General features: G+C 67.4%; 27 protein-coding genes. 18 read left to right on the plus strand and 9 right to left on the minus strand.

Annotation, left to right across the window (positions count from 1 at the left end):
* Nucleotides 1-285: 285 nt before the first annotated feature.
* A complete protein-coding gene (locus tag AB0H00_RS03080; protein ID WP_357259848.1) occupies nucleotides 286-984 on the minus strand; it encodes a class II fructose-bisphosphate aldolase in 699 nt (232 codons plus the stop codon).
* Here AB0H00_RS03080 and AB0H00_RS03085 point away from each other — a divergent pair.
* Nucleotides 896-3,907: a Tn3 family transposase gene (locus AB0H00_RS03085; protein WP_357259850.1), complete on the plus strand. Its 3,012-nt coding sequence runs from the start codon at nucleotides 896-898 to the stop codon at nucleotides 3,905-3,907. The genes AB0H00_RS03080 and AB0H00_RS03085 overlap by 89 nt on opposite strands.
* 145 nt (nucleotides 3,908-4,052) lie before the next feature.
* Here AB0H00_RS03085 and AB0H00_RS03090 read toward each other — a convergent pair whose 3' ends face one another.
* The gene (locus AB0H00_RS03090) at nucleotides 4,053-4,631 is read right to left on the minus strand and encodes a helix-turn-helix domain-containing protein (protein ID WP_357259853.1); all 579 of its coding nucleotides are present in this window, start codon (nucleotides 4,629-4,631) and stop codon (nucleotides 4,053-4,055) included.
* A 201-nt stretch (nucleotides 4,632-4,832) separates the two neighbouring features.
* On the opposite strand from AB0H00_RS03090, the gene AB0H00_RS03095 reads away from it, so the two are divergent.
* The 5 genes from AB0H00_RS03095 to AB0H00_RS03115 all read left to right on the plus strand — a co-directional run bounded on the left by AB0H00_RS03095 (nucleotide 4,833) and on the right by AB0H00_RS03115 (nucleotide 8,490).
* Entirely contained in the window at nucleotides 4,833-5,648 is an 816-nt protein-coding gene (locus AB0H00_RS03095) for an oxidoreductase (RefSeq protein ID WP_357259856.1), read from the plus strand.
* Between the two features lie 19 nt (nucleotides 5,649-5,667).
* Nucleotides 5,668-6,519: an alpha/beta hydrolase gene (locus tag AB0H00_RS03100; protein ID WP_357259859.1), complete on the plus strand. Its 852-nt coding sequence runs from the start codon at nucleotides 5,668-5,670 to the stop codon at nucleotides 6,517-6,519.
* Between the two features lie 19 nt (nucleotides 6,520-6,538).
* Nucleotides 6,539-6,805: a low temperature requirement protein A gene (locus AB0H00_RS03105; protein ID WP_357259862.1), complete on the plus strand. Its 267-nt coding sequence runs from the start codon at nucleotides 6,539-6,541 to the stop codon at nucleotides 6,803-6,805.
* Nucleotides 6,802-7,014 (plus strand): hypothetical protein, encoded by a 213-nt coding sequence (locus AB0H00_RS03110; protein WP_357259865.1) that lies wholly within the window; start codon nucleotides 6,802-6,804, stop codon nucleotides 7,012-7,014. Before AB0H00_RS03105 ends, AB0H00_RS03110 begins: the two co-directional genes overlap by 4 nt.
* 438 nt (nucleotides 7,015-7,452) lie before the next feature.
* Nucleotides 7,453-8,490, plus strand: coding sequence for a recombinase family protein (locus tag AB0H00_RS03115; protein ID WP_357259868.1), 1,038 nt, complete (start codon nucleotides 7,453-7,455; stop codon nucleotides 8,488-8,490).
* Nucleotides 8,491-8,542: 52 nt separating this feature from the next.
* On the opposite strand, the gene AB0H00_RS03120 is transcribed toward AB0H00_RS03115, so the two are convergent.
* Genes AB0H00_RS03120 through AB0H00_RS03140 form a run of 5 tightly spaced genes read right to left on the minus strand, consistent with a single transcriptional unit; the run spans nucleotide 8,543 to nucleotide 12,931 of the window.
* The gene (locus AB0H00_RS03120) at nucleotides 8,543-8,914 is read right to left on the minus strand and encodes a class II fructose-bisphosphate aldolase (RefSeq protein ID WP_357259871.1); all 372 of its coding nucleotides are present in this window, start codon (nucleotides 8,912-8,914) and stop codon (nucleotides 8,543-8,545) included.
* A 13-nt stretch (nucleotides 8,915-8,927) separates the two neighbouring features.
* Entirely contained in the window at nucleotides 8,928-9,875 is a 948-nt protein-coding gene (locus tag AB0H00_RS03125; protein WP_357259874.1) for a 1-phosphofructokinase family hexose kinase, read from the minus strand.
* On the minus strand, nucleotides 9,872-11,023 hold the full coding sequence (locus AB0H00_RS03130) for an amidohydrolase family protein (RefSeq protein WP_357259877.1): 1,152 nt from the start codon (nucleotides 11,021-11,023) through the stop codon (nucleotides 9,872-9,874). The genes AB0H00_RS03125 and AB0H00_RS03130 overlap by 4 nt, the downstream gene beginning before the upstream one ends.
* Nucleotides 11,020-12,006 carry an ROK family protein gene (locus AB0H00_RS03135; RefSeq protein WP_357259880.1) on the minus strand — a complete coding sequence of 329 codons (987 nt, stop codon included), beginning with the start codon at nucleotides 12,004-12,006 and terminating at the stop codon, nucleotides 11,020-11,022. Before AB0H00_RS03135 ends, AB0H00_RS03130 begins: the two co-directional genes overlap by 4 nt.
* 13 nt (nucleotides 12,007-12,019) lie before the next feature.
* Entirely contained in the window at nucleotides 12,020-12,931 is a 912-nt protein-coding gene (locus AB0H00_RS03140) for a sugar isomerase (RefSeq protein ID WP_357259883.1), read from the minus strand.
* A 158-nt stretch (nucleotides 12,932-13,089) separates the two neighbouring features.
* Here AB0H00_RS03140 and AB0H00_RS03145 point away from each other — a divergent pair, with 158 nt between their 5' ends.
* From AB0H00_RS03145 to AB0H00_RS03180, 8 genes are all read left to right on the plus strand, one after another.
* Nucleotides 13,090-14,340, plus strand: a complete 1,251-nt coding sequence (locus AB0H00_RS03145) for an extracellular solute-binding protein (RefSeq protein ID WP_357259886.1) — start codon at nucleotides 13,090-13,092, stop codon at nucleotides 14,338-14,340.
* Between the two features lies 1 nt (nucleotide 14,341).
* A complete protein-coding gene (locus tag AB0H00_RS03150) occupies nucleotides 14,342-15,223 on the plus strand; it encodes a sugar ABC transporter permease (RefSeq protein WP_357259889.1) in 882 nt (293 codons plus the stop codon).
* Nucleotides 15,220-16,113, plus strand: a complete 894-nt coding sequence (locus AB0H00_RS03155; protein WP_357259892.1) for a carbohydrate ABC transporter permease — start codon at nucleotides 15,220-15,222, stop codon at nucleotides 16,111-16,113. The genes AB0H00_RS03150 and AB0H00_RS03155 overlap by 4 nt, the downstream gene beginning before the upstream one ends.
* 155 nt (nucleotides 16,114-16,268) lie before the next feature.
* Nucleotides 16,269-17,060 (plus strand): DeoR/GlpR family DNA-binding transcription regulator, encoded by a 792-nt coding sequence (locus tag AB0H00_RS03160; protein WP_357259895.1) that lies wholly within the window; start codon nucleotides 16,269-16,271, stop codon nucleotides 17,058-17,060.
* A 149-nt stretch (nucleotides 17,061-17,209) separates the two neighbouring features.
* Nucleotides 17,210-18,013, plus strand: a complete 804-nt coding sequence (locus tag AB0H00_RS03165) for an ABC transporter ATP-binding protein (RefSeq protein WP_357259898.1) — start codon at nucleotides 17,210-17,212, stop codon at nucleotides 18,011-18,013.
* Nucleotides 18,014-18,140: 127 nt separating this feature from the next.
* Nucleotides 18,141-18,887 carry an ABC transporter permease subunit gene (locus AB0H00_RS03170; RefSeq protein ID WP_357259901.1) on the plus strand — a complete coding sequence of 249 codons (747 nt, stop codon included), beginning with the start codon at nucleotides 18,141-18,143 and terminating at the stop codon, nucleotides 18,885-18,887.
* A 211-nt stretch (nucleotides 18,888-19,098) separates the two neighbouring features.
* Nucleotides 19,099-19,896, plus strand: coding sequence for an ABC transporter permease subunit (locus tag AB0H00_RS03175; protein WP_357259904.1), 798 nt, complete (start codon nucleotides 19,099-19,101; stop codon nucleotides 19,894-19,896).
* A 90-nt stretch (nucleotides 19,897-19,986) separates the two neighbouring features.
* The gene (locus AB0H00_RS03180; protein ID WP_357259907.1) at nucleotides 19,987-21,075 is read left to right on the plus strand and encodes an ABC transporter substrate-binding protein; all 1,089 of its coding nucleotides are present in this window, start codon (nucleotides 19,987-19,989) and stop codon (nucleotides 21,073-21,075) included.
* On the opposite strand, the gene AB0H00_RS03185 is transcribed toward AB0H00_RS03180, so the two are convergent.
* Nucleotides 21,076-22,113, minus strand: a complete 1,038-nt coding sequence (locus AB0H00_RS03185) for an XdhC family protein (RefSeq protein ID WP_357259910.1) — start codon at nucleotides 22,111-22,113, stop codon at nucleotides 21,076-21,078.
* Between the two features lie 13 nt (nucleotides 22,114-22,126).
* A complete protein-coding gene (locus AB0H00_RS03190) occupies nucleotides 22,127-22,714 on the minus strand; it encodes an NTP transferase domain-containing protein (RefSeq protein ID WP_357259913.1) in 588 nt (195 codons plus the stop codon).
* Between the two features lie 151 nt (nucleotides 22,715-22,865).
* Here AB0H00_RS03190 and uraD point away from each other — a divergent pair, with 151 nt between their 5' ends.
* Genes uraD through AB0H00_RS03210 form a run of 4 tightly spaced genes read left to right on the plus strand, consistent with a single transcriptional unit; the run spans nucleotide 22,866 to nucleotide 25,944 of the window.
* Complete coding sequence (gene uraD, locus AB0H00_RS03195; RefSeq protein ID WP_357259916.1) at nucleotides 22,866-23,369, plus strand: 2-oxo-4-hydroxy-4-carboxy-5-ureidoimidazoline decarboxylase; 504 nt, start codon at nucleotides 22,866-22,868, stop codon at nucleotides 23,367-23,369.
* Entirely contained in the window at nucleotides 23,366-23,683 is a 318-nt protein-coding gene (uraH, locus tag AB0H00_RS03200) for a hydroxyisourate hydrolase (protein WP_357259919.1), read from the plus strand. The genes uraD and uraH overlap by 4 nt, the downstream gene beginning before the upstream one ends.
* A 6-nt stretch (nucleotides 23,684-23,689) precedes the next feature.
* Nucleotides 23,690-24,595, plus strand: coding sequence for a factor-independent urate hydroxylase (pucL, locus tag AB0H00_RS03205; protein ID WP_357259921.1), 906 nt, complete (start codon nucleotides 23,690-23,692; stop codon nucleotides 24,593-24,595).
* Nucleotides 24,583-25,944: an 8-oxoguanine deaminase gene (locus AB0H00_RS03210; RefSeq protein WP_357259924.1), complete on the plus strand. Its 1,362-nt coding sequence runs from the start codon at nucleotides 24,583-24,585 to the stop codon at nucleotides 25,942-25,944. The genes pucL and AB0H00_RS03210 overlap by 13 nt, the downstream gene beginning before the upstream one ends.
* The last annotated feature ends 55 nt before the right edge of the window (nucleotides 25,945-25,999 follow it).

Genomic DNA, 25,999 nt, shown 5'->3' on the forward strand with positions numbered 1-25,999 from the left:
ACTGCGGTTCCCAGCTGACTCTCAGCTCGGTAGAAACGAACACCCAGCTGGGCGCGCGAGAGTAACCCTGTCGGTGCGACGCGATCGGCCCGACAGCTCTATCGGTGGACAACTGCCCTGTTCCACCACCTCGCCGGCCGGCGGCGCCGACCCCTCGCACGCGCCGTCGGCCGCACCTCCTCCTTCGGAGCGGAACCGACTTCGGTCACAGGCAAGATCCCCAGCCCCGCGGGCGATCCATGATCGAAGTGAAACGCGAGAAGGCCAACTGTGGTGTGCCGCTCGTCAGGTGAGGAGGTGGAGGAAGTGTTCGACTTCGGACTGGATGGCGGAGCGGGCGGGGACGAGGTATTTGCGGGGGTCGGCGAGGGTGGGGTCGGCGGTGAGGGTGGTGCGGATGGCGGCGGTCATCCGGACGTTGAGGCGGGTGGCGATGTTGATTTTCGTCATGCCGTGGTCGACGGCGGCGCGCAGGCCTTCGTCGGGGACGCCGGATGAACCGTGCAGGACCAGGGGGACCGGGACTTTCGCGGCCAGGCGGGCGATCAGGTCGGTGTCGAGTCGCGCCGTGCGGCTGTGCATGGCGTGGGAGGATCCGACGGCTACCGCCAGGGCGTCGACGCCGGTGGCCGTGACGAATTCGACCGCCTCGTCGGGATCGGTGCGGACGCCGCAGGCGTGGGCGCCCTCTTTGCCGCCGACTTCGCCGAGTTCGGCCTCTACGTGGACGCCGCGCTCGTGGCACCAGCGGGTGATGGGGTCGCCGTAGCATTGGCCGAATTTTGGGCGGATATTGTGTATCGCCCTGGTAGGGAGCGGGTTTTGCGTGAGCGGGTGGTTGGTGCTCGGCTTGGCTGCCGATGAGGATTGATCGGCGTGCTGGAGGTTCGGGTTCGTGGCGACGCGGGTGTTCGCGGATGAGGAGTTGGAGCGTCTGCGGGGGTTCCCGGAGATCAGCCGCGAGGAGCTGTTCCGGTATTTCACGCTGACTCCGGCGGATCTGGCGTTCGTGGATCCGGGCCGTGGCCGGGGCCCGGCAGACCGGCTGGGCCTGTCGATCGCGCTGTGCACGCTGCCATGGTTGGGGTTCGTGCCGGACCGGCTGACAACGGCGCCGCCGGTGGCGGTAGCCCGGCTCGCCGAACAGCTTCGGGTGGACCTGGCTCAGATCGGCTCGTACGGCAAGCGCGCCAAAACCCGCACCGAACATGTCCGGTTGGCCGCCCAGTATCTGGGCTGGCGGCCGGCTGGACCATTGGAATCGAAGGAGCTGGAGGAGTTCCTGCTGGCGCGGGCAATGGAACACGATTCCCCGACGCTGCTGTTCCGGCTGGCGTGCGAATATCTGATCTCGGCACGGGTGATCCGACCGGGTTCGGTCACGGTGGTCGAACGAGTCGCGCACGCCCGCCACCAAGCCCAGACCGAGACCTACGACCGGCTCGCGCACGAGTTCACCCCTGCGAGGTGCGCGGAGCTGGACGCGTTGCTGGTCACCGATCCCTCACTCGGGGTATCGCGGTTGCGGTGGCTCTCGACCGGCCCGGTGGAGGCGTCCGCGAGCGCGGTGAAAGCCGAGGTGGACAAGCTGGGATTCCTGCGCGAACTGGGCGCGGACAGGCTGGACATGTCGGTGCTGCCCGCCGAGCGGCGCCGGTTCCTGGCCACCATGGGCCGCCGGTTGACTCCTCAAGCCTTGGAGCGGCGTGACCCGCAGCGCCGCTACCCGATCCTGCTGACGGTGCTGGCGCAATCGGCCACCGACGTGCTCGACGAAGTGATAGCGCTGTTCGACCAGGCGATCTCGGCGAAGTTCGGGCAGGCCGAGCGGCGCACGCAGCGGGAATTGGCCGAGCGTGGAAAATCCGGTGAGGACCGCCAAGCGTTGCTGGACGAGCTACTGGCTATCGCCTGCGATCTGCAGATCGCCGATGAGGATGTCGGCGGGTTGATCCGTGGCGAGAAGATCGGGTGGGACCGTCTTCGGGCGGCGATCGCCCAGGCCAAACCCCGGTTGCCTCGTGATCATGGGCATCTGGCCACCCTGGATTCGTCCTACAACTATCTGCGGCAGTTCACTCCGGCGGTGTTGTCGTCGGTGCGGTTCGCCGGTGGCACCGCGGCGACCGAGCTGCTGGTTGCCGTCGATATGTTGCGCGAGTTGAACGCGACCGGCCGCCGCAAGGTGTTCGACGAGGCACCGGCCGGGTTCGTGCCGACCAAGTGGCGCGGCTATCTCGACGAGGCCCGCAAGTCCGGCAGTGTCACCGCGTACCGGCATTACTGGGAGCTGTGCGTGCTGCTCGGGTTGCGTGATGGTTTACGCAGCGGGGATGTGTACGTGCCGGGTTCGCGTCGCTACGCCGACCCGGCCGCCTACCTGCTCACCACCGGCCAATGGGCACCGCAGCGCGCCGAGTTCTGCCGCCTGGTCGGCAAACCCGCCGACCCCGGGCAGGGGTTGGCCGCGGTGACCGACGAGCTGCACGCCGCGGTCGGCGAGCTGGAGGCGGTGCTGTCGGGCGGGGATGGCCCGGTGCGCGTGGACGAGACCGGCGATCTGGTGATCTCGCCGCTGACCGCCGAAGACGTGTCCACGGAGGCGGTTTCGCTGAAGGCGGAGCTGACCGAGATGCTGCCGTTCGCGCCGATCGTGTCTTTGCTGATCGAGCTGGACAAACGCACCGGCTACCTGGACTGCTTCACCCACGCCTCGGGCAAGCAGACCCGCACTCCGGAGCTCAAACGCAACCTGATCGCGGTGCTGCTGGCGTATTCGACGAACCTGGGTTTGACCCGGATGGCGGAGGCGTGTGGCATCTCTTATGACATCCTGGCCTGGACGTCGGAATGGTATGTGCGGGAAGAGACCTTGCGCGCGGCGAACCTCGCGATCATCGACTACCACCAGCGGCTCCCACTGACCACGGTGTTCGGCGCGGGCACCCTGTCCTCGTCGGACGGCCAACGCTTCCCGGTCCGCGGCAAGTCGACTACCGCGCGGGAGATGATCATCCACGGCGGCCGGGTGCTGTCGACCTACACCCATGTCACCGATCAGCACGCCACCTACGGCACGAAGATCATCGTCGCCACGAAACGCGAAGCGCACTACGTGCTGGACGAAATCCTCGGCAACGCCTCGGATCTGCCGATCACCGAACACGCCACCGACACTCACGGGGTGACCCTGGTGAATTTCGGGCTGTTCGACCTGCTCGGGATGCAGCTCTCACCCCGGATCCGGGACCTGGGCCGGATCACCCTGTACCGGCCCGGCTCGCGCCGTGAGACCGAGGCCCGGTTCCCGCACGCCGGGCCGCTGATGACGCGGCGGGCCAACCTCGAGCTGATCGCCGAGCACTGGGACGACCTGCTCCGGTTGGCCGGGTCGCTGAAGTTCGGGCACGCCACCGCCTCGCTGCTGGTCGGCAAGCTGTCCGCGTCCGGGCGGCAGAACACCCTGGCCACCGCGCTCAAGGAATACGGCGCGGTGCGGCGCACCATCTACGCCGCCCGGTATCTGTCGGATCCGGACTATCGGCGCAAGATCTCCCGCCAGCTCAATAAGGGCGAGTCCCTGCACGCGCTGCGCCGGGACCTGCTGTATGCGCACGAGGGCATGATCCGTGCCCGCCAGCTTGAGGACCAGACCGAGCAAGCGTGGTGCCTGACTCTGGTCACCAACGCTGTGATCGCGTGGACCACAGAGTATTACGGGCTCGCGCTCGACCAGATGCGTCGGGCCGGGCGCCGGATAGATGACGATGTGCTGGCACATATCAGCCCCGCGCACAGCGAGAACATCAACTTCTTCGGCGCGATCGAGGTCGACATCGACGCCGAACTCGCCGCGCTCGGACCGACCGGGTACAGGCCGCTGCGTGTGCGTGACACTCTCTTCTAATGGGAGTTGCCGAGTCTGCCCTACAGGCTGACCCGACAACTCCCATTAGGGAAGGTGAGCCACTGAGCTGCCGCTGGCCTGCGGTGGCTCAGTCTCAATGGCAGGACTATGTTTCGGAATTGTCACCGAAGATGCGCCAATTGGTTCAGCCGCGTGGTCCTGCGCCGTGCAGGAGTGTGTCGATGACGAGTGTGGCGAGTGCGTCCGGGTCCTGTGCGGCGGGGTCCTGGTCGGCGCCGGGCCGGTCGAGGGCTTCGCTGAGCAGGGCGTAGTACACCTGTCGCGTCCACTCCAAGTCCACATCCGGGGCGAGGAGTCCCTCATGCTGCGCCCGGTTCAGGAGGTTGACGGTGTGGGCGTTGATCTCCTCCCAGAGTGCCGCCGCGGCGCTGGTGTGGGCCGTGGCGTGGCTGAGGGTGTAGCGCCAGGTGCTCTTGACCTGCATGACGTTCGCGGTCACCCGATAGAGAGCTACGAGCGCGGGAGCGGAGTCCGGCCGGGCTTCCTCGATCGCCTCGATGAGCTGCTGCTTCGCGGAGACGGCGAGCGCCTCCAGCAACGCCTGCCGGTTCGCGAACCGGCGGTGGACCGTGATCCTGGTCAGCCCCGCCGCCTCCGCGATCTGCTCCATCGAGGCGCTGGCGTCCTCGGCGAGGACCCGCTCGGCCGCCTCAAGAATCGCGCGCACACTGCGCTCGGCGTCTGCCCGCAACGCTCGGCCCATGTCGGTGCTCCCATCTCGTTCACCATCAACCCCAGGTAGAGGATACGTGACCGATACGACTATCCGATAAACTGATACTAACATGTTGCGCCTCGTCCAACTAAGTGATACGTTCATGAAACGGATCAAGGAACGCGGCCCGCAACATCGGCGGGCTGAAATCTCCGCCAGGCACCGAAAACGACAGTCAGGAGTTCCACGATGACAACGAACAAACCAGTAGCCCTTGTGACGGGCGCGTCCTCCGGCATCGGGAAGGCCGCGGCCCTCGCTTTGGCCGAAGCCGGCTATGACGTGGTCGGCACGAGCCGTGACGCGTCGAAAGCCGATTCGCTGCGCGGGGTGAGCTTCATCGACCTCGATGTCGCCTCCGACGAATCAGTCGCCGCCGCGGTCAAGCAGGTGATCGAGCGCTCCGGCCGGATCGACGTCCTGGTCAACAACGCCGGTTTCGGCTCCGGCGGCGCCGCCGAGGAAAGCTCCCTCGCGCAGGACCAGCGTGTCTTCGACATCAACGTCTTCGGCGTCATCAGGATGACGAAGGCCGTCCTGCCGCACATGCGCGCCCAGGGCCGCGGGCGGATCGTCAACATCTCCTCGATCGTCGGGTTCATCCCCATGCCCTACATGGCCGTCTACGCCGCGTCCAAACACGCGATCGAGGGCTACTCCGAATCCCTGGACCACGAGGTCCGCGAGTACGGCGTGCGGGTACTGCTCGTCGAGCCCGCCTGGACCAACACCTCCTTCGAGGCCAACGCCGCGCAACCCGACCAACCGCTGCCGGTCTACGCCCAGCACCGGCGCGAGTTCGAGCAACGGACGGCGAAAGCGGTCAAGGACGGCGACGACCCCGCCACCGTCGCCAAAGCGATCGTCGCGGCCGCCACCGACGCCAAACCCAAGCTGCGCTATCCCGCCGGCGCGCAGACCGGTCGCGTCCACACGATGCGCCGCCTGGTCCCGTCCCGGATCTTCGACCGGCAGATCCGCAAACTCAACCAGCTCCCCGCCTGATCTCGGAAAGGATCCTGTCATGAGCACCTATTTGGCTGACACCGCGGAGAACCTGACCATCGACGGGCCCTCTGCGACATTCATCTACCGGCGCCTCGGTCCGCGAGGCGGTGTCCCGCTGGTTCTGCTGAACCGGTTCCGGGGGACCATCGACTGGTGGGACCCGGCGCTTCTGGACCGCCTGGCCGCCGAGCACGACGTGATCGTGTTCGACGACATCGGAGTCGGCTACAGCACCGGTACCCCGCGGGACTCCGTCGAGGGATTCACCGACGGCGCGATCGAGTTCATCGCGGCGCTCGGACTGTCGCAAGTGGACCTGCTCGGCTGGACGCTGGGCGGCATCGTCGCCCAATACGTCACCCGCAGGCGGCCCGACCTGGTCCGCAAGCTGATTCTGGCGGCCAGCAACCTGGGCGGTCAGGTGCCGGGTGCGCCCGCCCCGAACGCGCAGGTGCGGGCGATCATGGCCCAGCCCGAGGTCACTGCGGACGACCTGGTGTACCTGTTCTTCCCCGACACCGACGCCGGACGCGCCGCCGGGCACGACTACCTCGCCAGGGTCGCCGGCCGGTTGGCCACCGGGCGGCCCGAGGTGTCCGAGGCGGCGGCCACGGGCCAGTTCACCGCGATCGGGAAGAGCGCGGGGATCCCGTTCGATCAGGTGCTGGCGGAGCTGGAAACCATCGAGCAGCCTGTCCTCTACGCCACCGGCATGCGGGACGCGATGATCCCTGCCCTCGGCTCTTACACCGCCGTCCAGCACCTGAGCAACGCCACCCTCGTCATCTACAGCGACGCCGGCCACGCCTTCCTGTTCCAGCACGCCAAGGACTTCGCCACCCAAGTGACCAACTTCCTGACCGCCTGACCCAGGCCAGGAGCCCATCGTGGATTCGACCAGCGATCCGGCGCGCCGGGAGATCACGCCGCTGGAGCTGTTCTTCGGCCTGGTCTTCGCCTTCGCGATCGGCCAGCTGTCGCATCAGTTGCTGGCCCACCCGACGTGGACCGGCGCGGCACAGACACTGGTGCTGTACCTCGCGGTCTACGCGGCGTGGGCGTACACCACCTGGGCGGTCACGCTGGGTACCGGCCGAGGACCCGCGGACCGGGCGGATGCTGCTGGCGGTGATGTTCGTGGGGGCTGTTCATGAACGCCGCGATTCCCCGGGCCTTCGACGACGCCGGGTGGGCCTTCGTCGCCAGCTTCCTGCTGATTCACCTCGGCCGGACGGTGTGGCTGCTCGGGGTCGGTCTCGACCGGGTCAACCAGGAGCATTTCGTCTCGGTGGGTGGCGATGTGGTGCCCGAACAAGGCCACCGTCATCGATCAGGCTGCCAAAACTTTCAACGCTTTGCGTGACCACGCAGAGGCGAGTCGGCATTTCGAGCTGGAGCGACGATCTGGAATCCCACCACCCATGCCCGCGTTCATGCTCTCACCTGCGCCGATGCCGGACTCGCCCGATGGCGCATCGGCGACGACAGTGGCGCGGTCGAGCTGTGGACCAAGGTCGTACCCACCCTGCAACAGGTGCGCTCGGACCGAACGGCCAAGGCGCTGACCAAGATCGGCAAACACGTCGCAGATCTGGTCACGACGATGTGACGGGGTTCGCCGCGTCGTAGCCTGGCAGCAGGGTGCGGTCGAAGAACTCGTCCTCCCGGAAGGTAGACCTCCGTCGACAAACGACCGTCTGTCGACACTCGACACTCAGTCGGAAACCCTCAGGTCGCGAGTGTCGAGAACCCGTGCCGAAAAGCTCTGTCGGCAAAGGATCAAATCGGATATTTTCGACACATGCTCATCGGTTACGGGCGGGTGTCGACCGCGGACCAGAACCCCGACCACCAAATCGACGCCCTCACCCGCGCCGGCGTCGATACCGGCGACATCCATCTCGACATCGCCTCCGGAGCGAAAGCCTCACGTCCGAAATTCGACCTGGTGCTCGAGATCGCCCGCACTGGCGACACCATCGTGGTCACCCGCCTGGACCGGCTCGGCCGCTCGCTGCTGCACCTGGTGCAGCTCGGCGAACAGCTCCGAGTGCGTGGGGTGGGGTTGAAGGTGATCGAGCAGGGCGTGGACACCTCCACCCCGGAAGGCCGCGCGATGTTCGGAATGCTCGCCGTACTCGCGGAATTCCAACGCGACTTGATCGTCGCCAACACTCGCGATGGTCTGGCCGCTGCCAAGGCCCGCGGCCGCAAAGGCGGGCGCCGCGCCAAACTCACCTCCGCCCAGATCGAACAAGCCCAACGGCTCTACGACGAAGGCGAACACACCGCCCAGCAGATCGCCGATATCCTCAAGGTCAAACGCAGCACCCTCTACGGCCACCTCGACAAAACCACCGTCGGCACCCGAGTACGTGCCCGAAAAGCCGAAGAAAACGACCGGACCCCCGCCAATGCCGAGCTTGCTGCCATACCGGCGGTGCCCGTGGGCGAAGACCCGAAGCCGTCGCAGGCGTGGGCTGGTCGCCGGAGCCGGTTGCGGTCATTTACCTGCCCCAGCTGCGGACACGAACCAGTAGACCGCGGTGAGCGGTGGCAGCAACGCCAAGATCTCGCCGTCATCTGGCTACGTCTCGACGGCCGCGGACAGGTGGTCGATCACCGTCACTGCGCCAAATGTCAGCCCCGCCAACGCTTTCACCCCGTCGACTGCTCACTCTGCGGTGACGGACCGATCCTCACCGGCGGTCTGGCCGACCAAGCCGAAAAACTCGACGCCGTACCCGAACCCGCCCACCAATGGCTACTCGCCAACGGCTGGGCAGACGATCCCGATCACGGACTCATCTGCACCGACCACATCAAAAACCCTCAGTAACCCCGCAGATCAGCGGACTACAGATTCATATCCGCCCAAAATTCGGCCGATACTACGGCGACCCCGTGATGGCGACGGTGGCGGCGACGTTGTCCGCGTAGTCGAGGACGGAGCCGTCGAACATGATCGAGCGGATACCCAGATCTACGGCGGCGCGGGCCAGTTCGGGGTCGGTGGCGTGGTCGAGGTGGACGGCGACGGCGGCGCTGCTGTCGGCGGCGATCCGCAGGCAAGCGAGTGCGAGCGGGGCAAGACTGCGGTGATAGCGCACCGTATTCTCCGAAATCTGCAATACCACCGGCCTTTTCGATGATTCGGCAGCAGCTGTGATCGCCTCGGCATGCTCCAGGGTGATCACGTTGAGCGCGCCGAGACCGCTGGGGCTGACGGCGGTGACCAGGTCGGAAACCGAAGTCAGCGGCATTGCGGGCGTCTTCTCATGGCCTAGCGCGTGTCGGCAGGTCCAGGGGTTCGACACGGACGGTCGGGGCGATTCGGGCGCGCAGACCGCGGTCGATTTCGCCGGCTACCGGGATGACGACGGAGGATGCGGAGGTGGCCACCGCGTCGGTGAGGATGGCGGGCCAGTCCGGGGTGGTCTCGGTCGAGAGTGCGGCGATCACGGCGGCTGTCGCGGAATCTCCTGCGCCGATGGGGTTTCCGGCGAGTGGTTCAGGGAGCACTGCCGACCAGGCGCCGCCGGCGGTGACCGTGACAACCCCTTCGGCACCACGCGTGACGATGACCGCGCGCACCCCCCGATCGATGAGCGGAAAGGCGGCGGTCACGACGTCGGCGGCGGTGTGCGGTTCGGCACCGGTCAGTCGGTGCAACTCGTCACCGTTCGGCATGAGCACGATCCCGGGCACCTGGGCGGCCAAGCGCAAGGCCTCGCCGTCGACATCGCAGATGGTCGGCACCTCGGCCGCGATCGCGGTCCGCGCGATCTCGGCGGGCAGCGAGGGGGCGATGCCAGCCGGCAGTGATCCGGAGATGACCAGCCCATCGATATCGGGGAGCAGACCCGCCACACGAACGGCTAGTTGTTCGGCGGCATGCGGGTTGGACACGCGGGCGCCGGGCTCCCACAGCGCGGTGGCGGTGCCGTCCTCGGACTCGCTGATCACCACGGTGCGGCGTACCCAGGGCAGCGCGTGCACGAAGTCGACCGGCATCTCCAGCTCGGCGATCGCAGCGAAGGCGTGGTCGGAGAACCCGGTCGCCCTCGAGTACTTGCCGAGTTGGTTCAGCACGCGGGTCACGTTGATGCCCCTGCCGCCGATGCGCTGCTCCACCGAGCGGACCCGGTGGGCCTGCCCGCGTTCGAAGCGCTCGACCCGGTAGGTCATGTCGTACGCGGGGTTCATTGTCACGGTGAGGATCACGACAACCACTGTCCTCGTCTGAGCACCCGGCGCAACTGGAGACTGTCATCGACTGTCAATATGTCGGCGAACTGCCCGGGCCGCAGGTCACCGACATCGGTCAGCCCGAGCACGGCGGCCGGGGTCGACGTGGCCGCCAGCACTGCCTCCCGCAGCGGAATATCGGATTCGCGCACCGCCCCGGCCACGCACTGCAGCAGCGTGCTGACCCCGCCCGCGATCGAACCGTTGGCGATACGCGCGACCCCGCCGCGCACCGTGACGGGCTGCGTGCCGAGCCGGTACTCGCCGTCCGGGAGCCCCGCCGCTTGCATGGCGTCGGTGACGAGCGCGACCTGTCCCGGTGCGGTCGCGAACACCAGCGCGGCGAATCCGGGATCGACGTGCACGCCGTCGCCGATCAGCTCTACGGTCGCGTGCCCCGCCGCCGCGGCGACCAGACTCGCGGCGACCGGGCCGGGGTCACGATGATGCAGTGGCGCCATCCCATTCGCCAGGTGGGTAACGAGACCGCCGAAGCCGTTGGGGCGCAATGCTTTCCGGAACGAATCGAAGTCGGTGTCGCTGTGTCCCAGCGCGACAACGACGCCGTTGTCGACCAGCCGCCGCGCGACGGACGCGTAGCCGGGCAACTCCGGTGCGATCGTCAGCACGCGCAGATGCGCGCCACCGGCGGCAAGGAGTTGGTCGGTCAGCTCGAGATCGGGGTCGCGCAGAAATCGCGGATCCTGTGCCCCACATCGTGCCTCGGACAAAAAGGGACCCTCGAGGTGTATGCCGCCGAGTACGCCTTCCTCGGCCAATTTCCGCAGCACGGCGGTCTGCGCCACCATGTCGGCGCCGGCTCCCGTGACCACGCTCGCCACCACCGTGGTCGATCCGCTCGCGTGATGCGACTCGGCCGCCGCCCGCGCGTCCGCGCCGTCCACGGTGTCGAACCGGTACCCGAATCCACCGTGGTTGTGAATGTCCACAAGCCCAGGCAGCACGATTCCCGAGATCGGCGGCTCGGGTGAATCCAGGTGCCCGGCGCGCCACTGCGCGAACGACTGCACGGCAGCGATCCGCGCTCCGGAAACCGAAACCACCCCGTCGTCCAGGGCCGTGCTCGCCGAAACGATGCGCCCTCGAATCGTCAGGTCACTCATTCGAGTGCCCCCTGCCGGGCGAACAGCGCGGCGCCCGCCAGACCTGCGCGGGCACCATACTCTCCGAGTACCACTCGTGGTGCCGGGACCAGGCGCAGCCGGTCGGCCAGAGCTCGGTGTAGCGGGTCGGTGAGGGCGGCGCCCGCTCCGGCGAGACCGCCGCCGAGGACGACCAGTTCGGGGCAGGTCGCGTGCACCAGGCCGACCAGTCCGTCGGCGAGCGCGTCGACCGCGTCCTCGACTACCGCCGCGGCATCGGGGTCGGTGGTCGACAGTGCGAAAACTTCTGCGGCGCCGTCTATTTCGCGTCCGGTGCGGCGCGTGTAGGCGCGCGTCACGGCCGCTCCGGAGGCCACGGTCTCCACGCAACCGATATTGCCGCAGAGGCACGGTAATCCGCCCTCGCGTCGAACCGGCACATGGCCGTATTCGCCGACTTGCCCGTAGTTGCTGCGTACGAGGCGTCCACCTACGGAAAGCGTGCCGGAGATGCCGGTACCGAGGTTGATCACGCATACGTTGTCGTGCCCACGTCCCGCGCCGAACCGCGATTCGGCCCAACCCGCCACGACGACATCGTGCTCGATGAGGACCGGGATCCTCCAGCGTCGGATGAAGCGGTCGCCGATGCGCACGTCCCGCCAGCCGACATTGCTGCTGAACACGGCGATCGAGTTCGCCGTGTCGACGATGCCCGGCAGTACCACCGCGGCACGGCCGACCCGGTGGCGCTGCTCGCCGGACAGTTCGGCGAGCAATCGGTCGCCGAGCTCGCCCATCGCGTCGAACGCGGCCTCGCCCCGCGGGGTGGCAAGGGTTCCGGTCGCGAGCACCGTGGCCGCGGCGTCGGTGATCTCACCTTTGATGGTGGTCCCGCCGACGTCCATTCCGAGCACAAGCGCGTCGTCGGACAACCCCACGGCCGGCTGCGGGGACACCGCCGCAGTTCGGCGTCGGGACGCTGCGCCCGGTGCGGAGTTCATCACAAGACTTTGGTCACGGCTCGAGGACCACGGAGCGGTTCAGGTTGCGCGGGTGGTCGGGATCGAGTCCGAGATCGGCGGAGCGCAGCACGCAGAGCTGGTGGACGCGCATCAGGTCGGCCATCGGGTCGATGTCGCGATGTTCCAGGTGTGCGCCGGTGACGGCGACATCGTCGGCGAAGTTCGGCTCCAGCGGTCCGAAGGCCCAGACCGCGCGGCCCGGCGCGGAGATGCTGATCGGGCCGTGGCGGTATTCGGTCGCCAGGTACGCCTCGGTCCATGACTGGCAGGATTCGCGGAGCTTGAGCGCCGCCTCGTCGGCGATGGCAGCCGCGAACCCCATGCCGACGAAGCTGATCTGCTCGGCCCCGCGTACTTCGGCGAGCGATACCGCCGGGTCCTCCGCGAGCACCGCACGGGCCTGCGCGATCACCGGAGCCAGGTCGTGGCCCAGGTGTGCGCGCAGGATCGCCAGTGTGGTGGTCGCGAAGCGGGTCTGCACCACCGACTGTTCGTCGACCTCGCCGATGAGGATCGGATCGCCCAGCTCCAGCACCGGGGTGCCAGGGCTGGAGCAGATGACGGCACGAGGGATGTGCGCCGGAATATCCCGCATGGCCCGCACCACTTCGGTGGTGGTGCCGGAGCGGCAGATCACGAGGTAGCGGTCGTAGTCGCGGTCGCGTACCTCGCTCGCCGGCCAGGCATCGGTGCGCCCGTGGCCCGCGCCTTCGCGCAGCGCGGAGATTGCGCGGGACATGAACAGTGAGGTTCCGCAGCCGATCACGGCCACGTGCTCGCCCGGCTGGGGCAGCACGGCGTGGTGGTCGGCGGCGACGGTCGTGGCGCGCGCCCAGTCATCCGGCTGGGTGGCGACCTCGGTGGCCAGATGGGTCACGGGGGCGGATTCGGCAGAGAGCGGCACACGGACAGAATCACTCTGGTGATCGTTCATGTCAAATTTACTGGCAAATCAGTCACGTATGATCACCGCACGGGCTAGATTGAAGCGCACGGACGGTATGTCCTCCCATCATCGGCGGTCCGCTGGCGCAGGGTGCGCAAATCTGAAAGGTTCTGCTCGTGAAAAGACCACTCCACCGCGTACTTGCCGGAGTCGCGATGGTCACCGGCCTTGCGCTGGCGCTGTCATCCTGCGGTTTCGGTTCGAAAGATGCCGCGGACTCCGACACCACGATCAACTTTCTCGCCCCCGCGTACAGCGACGGCGCCACGGGTACCAAGGCGCTGTGGGACGGCATCATCGCCGACTTCCAGAAGCAGAACCCAGGCATCACCGTGCATCTGCAGATGGAGTCGTGGAACTCCATCAACGACGTGGTGCGCACCAAGCTGCAGTCGAAGTCCACCACACCCGACATCCTCAACATCGACGCTTACGCCAGCTTCGCAGGCGACGGCATGCTGTATCCGGCCGCCGACATTGTGTCGGCACCGGTGCTGGCCGACATCCAGCCCGGCTTCGCCGACAACGCCTCGTTGAACGGAACGCAGTACGCGCTCCCGCTGTTCGCCTCGACTCGCACGCTGTTCTACAACACCGAACTGTTCGCCGAGGCGGGCGTCGCCGCGCCGCCGAAGACCTGGGCCGAGCTGACCGACGCGGCGAAGAAGATCCAGTCGCTCGGCGGTGGCGTGTCCGGCTACGGGCTGCCGCTCGGCAGCGAGGAGGCCCAGGGCGAGACCTCCATCTGGACCTTCGGCGCGGGCGGCTCCTGGGCCGAGGGCGACCGGATCACCGTGGACACCCCGCAGAATCTCGAGGGCGTGCGGGCGATGCGTGAGCTGATCGATGCCGGCGCGACCCAGCCGAATCCGGGCGCGACCGACCGCAAGGACGTGATCAACGCCTTCATCCAGGGCAAGATCGGCATGATCGAGGGCCTGCCGCCGACCATCGGCCAGATCGCCGCGAAGAACTCGGGCCTGCGGTACGCGACCGCGCCCTCGCCGACGAAGACGGGTGAACCGGTCACTCTGGGCGTCGCCGACCACCTGATGGCCTTCCAGAAGGACGGCAAGAAGACCGAGTCGATCAAGAAGTTCCTCGACTACTTCTATTCCGCCGACGTGTACTCGAACTTCGTACGGCACGAGGGCTTCATCCCGATCACCAAGAGCGCCGCCGCCCAGCTCGCGGACGACCCGGTCACCAAGGCGTTCGCCGGGACGCTGCCGGTGGCGCGGTTCTACCCGAGCAACAACGCGAAATGGGCCGCGGCCCAAGGCGCCATCCGTCAGCAGATGGGCACCATCGGCCAGGGCGCGGACCCGGCCCAGGTGTTGCGGCGGATCCAGGAAGCCGTGAAGTAGGGTGCGGCGCAGAGGAATCCTGGCGGCGCTGCCGTGGATCGGACCGTCGCTGGTCTTGATCGCGGCCATCGTCGCCTTTCCCGCCTGCTACATGGTGTGGACCAGCACCAGGGACCTGAGCGCTTACGGCCAGGACCGCGGCAACGCCGGGCTGGCCAACTACCGAACTTTGTTCGGGATTTCGGAGCTGGGCTCGGTCCTGGTTCACACGGTGATCTGGGTGGTCGGCGTCGTGCTGATCACGCTGCTGCTCTCCGCGGCGTTGGCTCAGTTCCTGAACAAGGACTTTCCCGGCCGTACCGCGGTGCGGATGGCGATCCTGGTGCCGTGGGCGGCGTCGGTGGTGATGACGACGTCGATCTTCTACTACATGCTCGATCCGGACGTCGGCATCGCGAACCGGTTTCTCGTCGACATCGGGGTGCTCGACCGGGGTTACGGCTTCACCAAGCAGCCGACGCAGGCGTTTCTGGTGGCGATCGGCGTCGCGGTGTTCGTGTCCGTGCCATTCACCACCTACACCATCCTGGCGGGACTGCAATCGATCCCGGCCGAGATCGACGAAGCGGGCCGAGTCGACGGCGCGCGAGCGTGGCAGCGCTACCGCTATCTCACTCTGCCGCAGCTACGTCCGGCGATCGCGGTGGCGACCATCATCAACATCATCAACGTGTTCAACTCGCTGCCGATCCTGCAGGTGATCACCGGAAGCATCGCGGGATTCTCCGCGGACACCACGACGACGTTGACCTTCAAACTGATTCGCCAGAACCAGGAGATCGACACCGCCGCCGCGATGAGCGTGCTGAACTTCGCATTGATCCTCGTCATCATCGCGATCTACGTGAAGGTGATCCGGCCGACCAAGGAAATCGACCGATGACCATCCCAGCGGACGTCACGGGGGTCGCGGGTGCGGTCGAACCCGGCACGCGCACGGGCGCCCGGACCAAGCGCCGTCGCTGGGAACTCACCGCGGTCGGTGTGGTGCTTTCCGCGGTGTTCCTGCTGCCGTTTCTGGTGATGGTGCTCGGTTCGCTGAAGAGCAGGGCCGAAATCCTGCGCATCCCGCCGACATACCTGCCGCAGGAGTGGCACCCGGAAAACTACGCCACGATGTGGAATACCCCGGAAACGCCGCTGCCGTTCAATCTGGTCAGCACGATCATCATCTCGGTCTGCGCGACCGCGCTGGTGCTTGTCGTCGCGATTCCGGCGGGTTATTACACGGCGCGTCATCGTTTTCCGGGCCGCGTGGTCTTTCTCGGCCTGGTATTGGTGACCCAGATGCTGCAGCCGACCGTCCTGGTGACCGGGTTGATCCGGGAGTTCTTCGCACTCGGCATCAACGACACCTGGCTGGCGATGATCCTGGTGAACGCCGCGTTCAACCTGTCGTTCGCGGTGTGGATCCTGCACAGCTTCTTCGCCGCCATCCCGGTGGAGATCGAGGAAGCCGCGCTGCTCGACGGGTTGAACCGCTGGCAGACGCTGATCCGGGTCAGCCTGCCGCTGGTCTGGCCGGGCATCGTTACCGCGACGATCTTCGTCGTGGTCTCGTGCTGGAACGAGTTCGCTGCCAGCCTGGTCGTGCTGACCACACCGGAGAACCAGCCGCTGTCGGTGGCGTTGACCAAGTTCGTCGGGCAGTACGACACGGCGTGGCAGTATGTGTTCGCCATTTCCACTGTCGGCATCATTCCGGTGGTGTTGCTGTTCGCGCTCATCGAGAAGCGTCTGGTGGCAGGTCTGACCGCCGGCGGCGTCAAGTAGATGCCCCGGTCCGAGCGGCTACCGGGCGAGGTGGGACAAGCGGTCGATCCGGCATCGCCGCCGGGGAATCTTGACGGTCGGCACCGCGCCTGTGGTCATATTGGTCGCGTGTTTGGAGAAACAGCAGGTCGTTCGAACGGCCCTGGCGGTGTGCGATGACCGGGTCGACGGACCGGCCGCAGCGGTGGAACCGGCTGCTGGAACTGCTCGCCGAATCCGGGCGGCTCTCGGTGGACGAGGCCGCCGAGCGGCTGGGCGTGTCGCCCGCGACGGTGCGCCGCGATTTCACCGCGCTCGCCGAACAGCAGCTGGCGACCAGGACGCACGGCGGTGTCGTGGCAACCTCGGTCGCCTATGACCTGCCCGCCCGCTACCGCCAGACCGGGGGCGAAGCCAAGCAGCGGATCGCGGAATACGCCGCATCCCTTGTCGATCCGTGCGCGGTGGTGGCGATGAACGGTGGCACCACCACCACGGCGGTGGCCAGGGCGCTGGCCGGGCGCACCGATCTCGGGATGTCCGGCGACGATCAGCTGACCATCGTCACCAATGCGCTCAACATCGCGGGTGAGATGGTGCTGCGGCCGCACCTGCGCACGATCGTCCTCGGTGGCGTGGCGCGGCGGGAGTCCTACGAGCTGCACGGGCCGCTGACCGAACGGGCGCTGGCCGAACTGCGGCTCGACGAACTCATCCTCGGCGTGAACGCGATCTCCGCCGAGGGCGGCGCGCAGTGCAGGCACATCGACGAAGCCGGGGTCACCAGCGAGATGGTGCGGCGCTCCGGACAGGTGATGGTGGTCGCCACCGCCGACAAGCTGGAACGCACTGCGCTGGCCCGGATCTGCGGCATCGAGCAGGTGCATGTCCTGGTTACCGACAGCGACGCCGACCCTGCGGCAGTGGCAGCGATCCGTGCGGCGGGAGTGCGGGTCGACATGGTGTAGGCGCCGACGGGCGGCGACGGGGCCTGTCCCATCCGGATCGCTCGTCCCGATTCGAAATACCCGCCTCGACGCCCGGCATGTAACGATTGCGCAATCTGGCGATGCGATTCGCAATATCAGCGCAACCGGGTGCTCTTAGGGTGACCGTCATGAGCACGGACAGCAGCACTGCCGGGGGGACCGGAATTCATATCAGCGGGTTGACCAAGACCTTCCGGGTCGGGCGGAAAACGGTGCAGGCGCTGGATTCGGTAGATCTGCATACCGAGCAGGGCGCGTTTCTCGCGCTGCTCGGTCCGTCCGGTTGCGGGAAGTCCACGGTGCTGCGCATTCTCGCCGGGCTGGAGACGCCGACCGCGGGCAAGGCGCTGATCGACGGCGAGACACCCGCCGAACTGCGCGGCCACCACGAATTGGGCATCGCGTTCCAGGATTCGGCGCTGCTGCCCTGGCGTTCGGTGGAATCGAATATCAAGTTGCCGCTTCAGGTCGCCGGAATGACGCCCGATCCCGCGCAGATCGCCGAGCTGGTCCGGCTGGTGGGACTGGACGGATTCGAGAAGGCCAAACCCGCGCAGCTGTCCGGCGGCATGCGTCAGCGTGTCTCGATCGCGCGTGCGCTGGTGGTGAAGCCGACTGTGTTGCTGCTGGACGAACCGTTCGGCGCTCTCGACGACATGACCAGGCAGCGGCTCAATCTGGAGCTGCTGCGAATCTGGACCGAGAAGCCGGCGACCACGCTGATGGTCACACACGGCATCGCCGAGGCGGTGTTCCTGTCCGACGTGGTGGCCGTGATGAGTCCGCGGCCGGGCCGGGTGCTGGAGGTGGTCGAGATCGATCTGCCGCGTCCGCGGCTGCCCGAGATGATGCGAACGCCGGAGTTCCACAAGCTGCACGACTATCTGTCGGAGCTGCTGTTCGGAAAGTCCGGGAAGGGAGGTGTGGCATGAACGCCCATGATCCGGCTCCCTGTCCCCGCAGCGGTGAGCCCGGCCGACAGCGGGTGAGCACGCACACGCAACCGGTGCGGCACCACCCGCTCCCGTGGTGCCTCCGACGTGGCAGGGGAGGCGCACAATGAAGCGCCTCGGCGGCGTGCTCGGCGTACTCGGGCTGATCGCGGTGTGGTGGATTCTCGCGGCGCTCGGCGTAGCGGGCGGCACCATACCCAGCCCGTGGCAGGTGCTGCACACCATGGGCACCGACGGATGGGGGCTCTACGGCCCCAACTTCCGGATCACCGCGCTCGGAGCGCTGAAGGGGTTCGTCTGGGGCAACGGGTTGGCCATCGCGCTGGCCATCCTGATTGTGCTGGTCCCGCCGATCGAGTCGCTGGCCACCCAGCTGGCGATCTTGAGCTATTGCACGCCGCTGCTCGCGCTCGGCCCGATCATCCTTGTCGTATTCGGTGGACGAACTCCGACGGTGTTCCTAGCCGCGATGTATTGCTTCTTCACGACGATGGTCGGCACCGTCACCGGGTTGCGATCGGCCGACCGGACCAGCCTCGAGCTGGTGCGCGCCTACGGTGGTGGGCGCTGGCAGCAGTTGTACCGGGTGCAGGTGATATCGGCACTGCCGAACACGCTCGCGGCGTTGAAGGTCGCCGCGCCGTCCGCCGTGCTCGGCGCGATCATCGGCGAATATCTCGGCGGTGTGGACAGCGGCATCGGGGTGGCGCTGACCGCAGCGCAGACCGCCTACAACGTCCCGCGCACCTGGGGCATGGCGCTGGCCGCCGCGGCGCTGGCCGGACTCGGGTACGCGGTGGTGGCCCTGGCCGCACGGCTGGTCGCTCCGTGGACTGCCCAGGAGGAGCGATGAGGGACCATTGCGCAGCGCCTGATCGTTCCGACCGGGTGCGGGTGTCCCGCATGAGCACAGGAGGAGCGATGAGGGACCATTGCGCAGTGCCTGATCGTTCCGACCGGGTGCGGGTGTCCCGCATGAGCACAGGAGGAGCGATGAGGGACCATTGCGCAGCGCCTGATCGTTCCGACCGGGTGCGGGTGTCCCGCAAGGCGCAGGGGGAGAGATGAAACTGCTGCGACGGATCGGACGATTTCTGTTCCCGCTGGGGACCTCGCTGCTGCTGATGCTGGTGATCTGGTACGTCTTCCTGAAAGCTTTCCCGCAGGTCGGGCCGCGGGTCGGTAAATCGCCGGGTGACATCTGGACCTATCTGGTGACCGCGCCCCACGCGAGCACCGCGCGACAGGCGATCATCGACGATCTGCAGATCACCCTGCGGGACGCGGCGATCGGGTTCGGGGCGGGCATGCTCGCCGCGCTGGTGGTCGCGGCGCTGTTCGTGTCGTTCGCCGCCGTCGAGCAGACGTTCCTGCCGGTGGCGATGTTGTTGCGCTCGGTGCCGCTGGTCGCGCTGACCCCGATCATCGTGTTGGTGTTCGGCCGCGGACTGGCCGGGGTGACGGTGATGGCCGCGATCGTCGTGTTCTTCCCGGCTCTGGTCATGGTCATGGCGGGCCTGCGCACCGCGCCGCGCCAGGCCTTGGATCTGGTGGCCGCGTACGGCGGATCGCGGTGGACCGGGCTGCGGATGGTGGCCGTCCCCGCCGCGCTGCCCTCGGTGTTCGCCGCCGCGCGAATCTCGGTGCCCGGCGCGCTGATCGGCGCGTTGCTCGGCGAATGGCTCGGCAGCGGTACCGGGCTCGGCGCCAGCCTGATCCGGGCCATCCCGACCTTCCAATACAGCAGGCTGTGGGCTTCGATCGTCATCGTGACGCTGGTTTCGGTGGTGCTCTACGCGATCGTCGGCGTGGTCGAGAACCTGGTGCTCGCGCGTTTCGGGCCGGAGGCCGGACGGTATTGACCGAGCGATCCGGTCGGCGGAATTCGCGCGAATCCACGCTCGGAACGTCAAATTAAAGAAATTGAAACGCGGTAGACCTAGATTCGGCCCATGACACCCGCGCAACGCTCTTCGTTCGGGCACCTGAACCGACGCACGTTTCTCCGTTACACCGCGCTGACCGGCGCCGTGCTCGGCGGTGCCGGAGTACTGGCCGCCTGTGGCAGCGATTCCAGCGACTCGTCGGGCGGGTCGACCCCAGACGGTTCCAAATACGGCAGGGTCGCGGTGCAGCTGTCCTGGCTGAAGAATATCGAGTTCGCCGGAGAGTACTTCGCGGACTCGAAGGGCTACTTCGAACAAGCCGGTTTCGGTTCGGTCGACCTGGTAGCGGGCGGTGCCGCGAGCACCTCGGTGGAAGCAGGCCTGGACACCGGAAAGATGTGGCTGGGGCTTTCCGCGCCGCAGACCACCGCGCCCGCGGTCTTGGAGGGCTTGCCCGCGAAGATCGTCGGCACCACCTACCAGAAGAACCCGTTCGCGATCGTCAGTTCCGCCGCCAAGCCGATCAGGACACCCGAGGACATGAAGGGACGCAAGATCGGTGTGCAGGACACGAACCAGCTGATCTTCAACGCGCTACTCACGGCCAACGGCCTGACGCCGAGCGACGTCACCATCGTGCCCGCCCAGTTCGATCCGACCCCGCTGGCCAGCGGCGAGGTCGACGGATGGGTCAGCTACGTGACCAACGAGCCGATCACCTTGGCGGCCAAGGGTTTCCCGAACACGCATTTTCTGTTCGCCGACTTCGACCTGCCATTGGTGGCCGAGACGCTGACGGTGAAGCAGTCCACGATCGACAAGGAGCGCGACAAGCTGAAGGCATTTTTGGTCGCCGAGATCAAGGGCTGGAAGGACGCGGTGGCCGCGCCTGCCGAGTCGGCCAGGCTGGCGGTCGAGGTGTACGGCAAAGACCAGAAGCTCGATCTCGATGAGCAGACGAAGGAGGCCGCCGCCCAGAACGAACTCGTGGTCTCGCCGGACACGGCCGTGAATGGCCTGCTCACGATGACCGACACGCTGATCGAGCAGAACATCGCCGCGCTGCGTGCCGCCAAGATCGACATCAAGGCCGAGCAGTTGTTCGACCTGTCCGTGTTACGCGAGGTATATGCCGAGAACCCTGATCTGAAGTGACTACATTCTGAGCCCGACAATAGTTTTCGGTGCAACCGGAATCTCGCCGCTGTATGGGTCGGACGGTCGCGCCGGTTGGGCGGCGCGCGCGGCGAGTAGTTCGGCCGCGATAGCGACCGCCACCTCCGGCGCGGTGCGCGCGCCGATGTCCACACCCGCCGGGGAATGCAGGCGGGCCAGTGTCTCGTCGCCGAAACCGCCTGCCCGCAGGTCCTCCATGCGCCGGAGGTGCAGCTGACGTGACCCTATCGCTCCGAGATAACCGAGCTCGGGTAATCGCAGCGCGACGGTGAGCAGTGGAATCTCGAACATGGGGTCGTGCGACAGGACGACGATGCCGGTGCTGCTGTCGATTTCCCCCGCCGAGGACAGGGTGTTGAGATACCGGTGCGGCCAGTCGACGACGACCTCGGCACCCGGAAACGATTCCGGCGTCGCGAAATTGGGTCGCGAGTCGCAGATCGTCACCCGGTATCCGAGCAGCCGGGCCTGCACCGTGAGCGCGGCGGCGAACGAGTTGGCGCCGAAGATGATCAGCCGGGGTGGCGGGGCGAACGAGGCGACGAACACATCCGAATCCGGCAGTGCGACCAACTCGGTGGCGTGTTTCTTGTCGGTGATCAGGTGCTGGCCGATCAGGTCCGGGTCGGAGTTCCACACCACGGTGAAAACGGTGACCCTGCGATGCGCGGCGATCTCGGCCGCCACGTCGGGAAACTCGGGAAAGTCGCGGCGGGAGAACGGCTCGGTGAAGACATCCATCATGCTCTCGCCGTTCGCGCCCGTCTCCATTCCGGTAGCCACGCCGTAGCGGTGCAACGCACGACGGCCCGTGCGCGCCGCTTGGAGTACTGCCTCGTAGGCGATCTCCTCCAGCCCACCGGCGCCGACCGCCCCGTACACGCCGCCATCCTGGTCGACAAGCATTGCCGAGCCCATCGGTAGCGGGGCGGAACCCACCGTGCGCACGATGGTGGCCAGCCCACCCGTCCGGCCCGAATGCCACACCCGCAACAGATCGTCGACGATGTCCCGCATCACCTAGCTCCGATCACCGTGCGGTCGTGACCGGGAAGTCGCGATCGCCCCCCGTCGCCAAATCGTCGCACGTGACGCATACCATATCGTCCCTGCCTGCCAAATATGTGCGAGCTCCGGAATCTCCTACGGCGGCAGTGCAAACCGCGTTCCAATGCTTGTGTGCGATCACGACGGGATGGCCCGGCGTGTCGTGGAACACAGCCCGTGCGAGACCGCTCGTCGCCGCGAACGCGGCGGCGGTCACCCGAGCGACCACCTCGGCTCCGACATCCGGGGTGTCGACCGGCATGATCGCGGCGAACCGCGCGGGCGTGCGCGCCACCGCGATCAGCCCCGCCCGCAGCGAGGCGCCGAGTCCGGTGGCCCAGTCCGCCGCCCACACATACTGGGCGCCCGGCGGCAGATCGACGATCTGCGGCGAAGGGCCGGTCGCACCGAGGACCACGATCACCGGTTCACAGCCTCCACCGGTCAGCGCGGCCACCGCGGCACGCAGCCACGCGCCACCTTCGGCGATCGCCTTCGGCCGCCCGTAGCGTGTTCCGGCGCCCGCGGCGAGCACGATGCCCGCACAGGCCGGGGATATGGGGACAACCATGGGTATGAAGGTAATACCGCGTCGTTTCTTCCGCACGAGGCAAAACCGGTGCTCAGACGGTATGCCCTGCCGTGTCGCCCGATGCGACACGCCGAAGGTGATCTCGCGCTCTCCGGTGGCGGCCGGGCGGGTCGTGGTCGATGCTGGTTCGATGACAGACCAGGGACCGGGCCTCGCGGGATTCGCCGCGATGTCCGACGACGCGGCCTATCAGGCGTTGCTCGCCTGTTGCTCGTCGCCGGGGCTCGCTGGTTCGCTGGTCGCGGGCCGCCCGTATCCGAGTGTCGAGGCCCTCTTGGACGCCGCCGACGTGGCGGTGATGCGGCTGCCCGAGTCCGAGATGGATCTGGCCCTCGCGGCGCATCCCCGGATCGCGGAGCGGCCGCGTTCGGCGGCCTCGGCGCGTGAGCAGGCCGGGGTCGCGACGGCCGCGGACGCGGTTCGCGCGGCGCTGGTCGCGGGCAACCGCGCCTATGAGGAGCGGTTCGGGCACATCTACCTGGTATGCGCGACCGGCAAGTCGGCCGAGGAGCTGCTCGCGCTGCTCACCGCCCGGCTGCGCAACGATCCCGAGACCGAAAGGCGAGTCGTGCGAACCGAACTGGCGAAGATCAACCGGATCCGGCTGCGCGGGTTGCTGGAGTACCGGCGATGAGCACGCTGAGCACCCATGTGCTGGACGCGGTGCGCGGCATGCCCGCCGCCGGGGTCGCCGTGACGCTGTATCGGCACGCGCGGCAGCTCGATTCGAGCGCGACCGACGACGACGGCCGGATCGGGGCGTTCGGCGCGGAGCTCGAACCGGGTACCTACCGCCTTGTGTTCGACACCGGCGCCTATTTCGCTCGCCGCGAAGTCGCATCTTTCTACCCGGAGGTCGCCATCACGTTCGCCGTCACCGAAGAGCGGCATTACCACGTCCCGTTGTTGCTCTCGCCTTTCGCATTTTCCACCTACCGAGGGAGCTGAGCCGAGATGGAACTGACCGGGCCGATCGTGCTGTCGGATCATCGATACGGCAAGGCGGAGAACCGGATCGTCCGGATATACCGGGAGACCGCGCGGCACGAGATCCGCGACGTGAACGTCTCCACGGTGCTGCGCGGCGATTTCGCCGACGCGTACGTCGCCGGCAGCCAGGCGAAGGTGCTGCCCACCGATACCCAGAAGCAGACCGCGTACGCCTACGCGAAGCAACCGGGACTGCGGGCGATCGAGGACTACGCGCTGGCTTTGGCCGGTCATTTCGTCGCCGAGATCGAGCCGGTGACCAGCGCGCGGGTCGACGTCGACGAATACGCCTGGCAGCGGGTGCCGGTCGACGGCGTCGAGCACGATCACACTTGGGTGCGCCGAGGTCCGGAGGTGCGCACGGCGGCGGTCACCGTGGCGGGCAAGGGCGAGGACCGGCAGGCGTGGGTCGTCGGCGGAGTGAAGGACCTGACAATCCTGAAGTCGACCGGCTCCGAGTTCGCGGACTTCCTGACCGACGACTTCACCGTGCTCGCGCCGACCCACGATCGGATGCTGGCCACCTCGCTGATCGCCGACTGGCGGTTCGCGACCACCGACGGGGTCGCCTGGGATGAGGTCTACGCCGGGGTGCGGGCGCGGCTGGTGGAAACGTTCGCGACGAAGCACTCGAAGGCACTGCAACAGACGTTGTTCGAGATGGGCAAGGCCGCGTTGGCGGCGTACCCGGTGCTGGCCGAGATCCGGCTCGCCGCCCCGAACAAACACCACTTCGACTACGACCTGGGCCGGTTCGGCATCGAGAACCGCGGCGAGGTCTACCACGCCGCCGACCGTCCCTACGGCCTGATCCATGCCACCGTGGCGCGTGCCGACGCACCGGAAGCCGGGCCCGCATGGACCCGGTGACCATCATCGAGGGCTGTGCGATCGCGACGATCGACGCGCAGCGCACCGAATACCGGCGCGGTCATGTCGTTGTACGCGGCAATCGGATAGCGGCGGTCGGTGCGGGGCAGGCGCCCGAACCCGAACCGGGCGCGCGTCGCTTCGACGGCCGGGGCTGCCTGCTGACCCCGGGGCTGGTGAATACCCACCACCACCTCTACCAGTGGATCACCCGCGGCCTCGCGGTGGACAACTCGCTGTTCGAGTGGCTCACCACGCTGTACCCGATCTGGGCGGGCATCGACGAGGACGCGGTGCGTGTCGCCGCCACCGGTGGACTCGCCGCGCTCGCGGGAACAGGGTGCACCACCACGACCGATCACCACTATCTCTTCCCGCGCGAGGGCGGTGACCTGCTCGGCGCCGAGATCGCCGCGGCGGAGGAAGTGGGTCTGCGCTTCCATCCGTGCCGTGGCTCGATGGATCTGGGTGCGAGCACGGGCGGGTTGCCCCCCGATCACGTGGTGGAGAGCCTGGACGACATTCTCGCCGCCAGCGCGGAAGCCATTGCCCGCTGGCACGATCCGTCGTTCGACTCGATGCTGCGGATCGCGCTGGCCCCATGTTCGCCGTTCTCGGTCACGCCGGACCTGCTGTGCGAATCGGCGGTACTGGCTCGCTCGTCCGGGGTGCGGCTGCATACCCACCTCGCGGAGACCATCGACGAACAGCACTACTGCGAACAGAATTTCGGCTGCACGCCCGCGCAGTACCTGGAGCGGCTCGGGTGGCTCGGCCCTGACGTCTGGTACGCGCACGCCATCCACCTCGACGACGCCGCCATCGCCACCATGGCGAAAACCGGCACCGGCGTGGCACATTGCCCGACCTCGAACGCGCGGATCGGCGCCGGTGTCGCCCGCACCGCCGCCTTGGTGCATGCGGGCGTCCCGGTGGGACTGGGTGTCGACGGCGCCGCGAGCAACGAAGCCGGATCGATGATCGAGGAACCGCGCAACGCGCTGCTGTATGCCCGCAACAAGGGTGGTCCCGGTGCGATGACCGCCCGCACCGCGCTGGAACTGGCCACAATCGGCGGCGCCAGAGTGCTCGGGCGAGATACCGAGATCGGTTCCATCGAGGTGGGCAAACTGGCGGACCTGGCGCTGTGGCGCCTGGACACGGCCGCACACGCCGGGATCGACGACCCGGTGACCGCGCTCGTCCTCGGCTCCGCCCCGCCACTGGCCGCGCTGATCGTCAACGGGCGTGTGGTGGCGCGGGATGGTGAAGTGCGCACCGTCGCGATGGATGCGGTCGCCGCGCAGGTGGCGCGCGCGCAAGCGGCGTTGATCGCTAAGGCGGGGTGATCCGTCTGTTTATCTGGTACCTGTAGGCCATCCGCACGACTTCCGGCGTATGTGC

Source organism: Nocardia sp. NPDC023852 (assembly GCF_040639505.1).
GTDB lineage: Bacteria > Actinomycetota > Actinomycetes > Mycobacteriales > Mycobacteriaceae > Nocardia.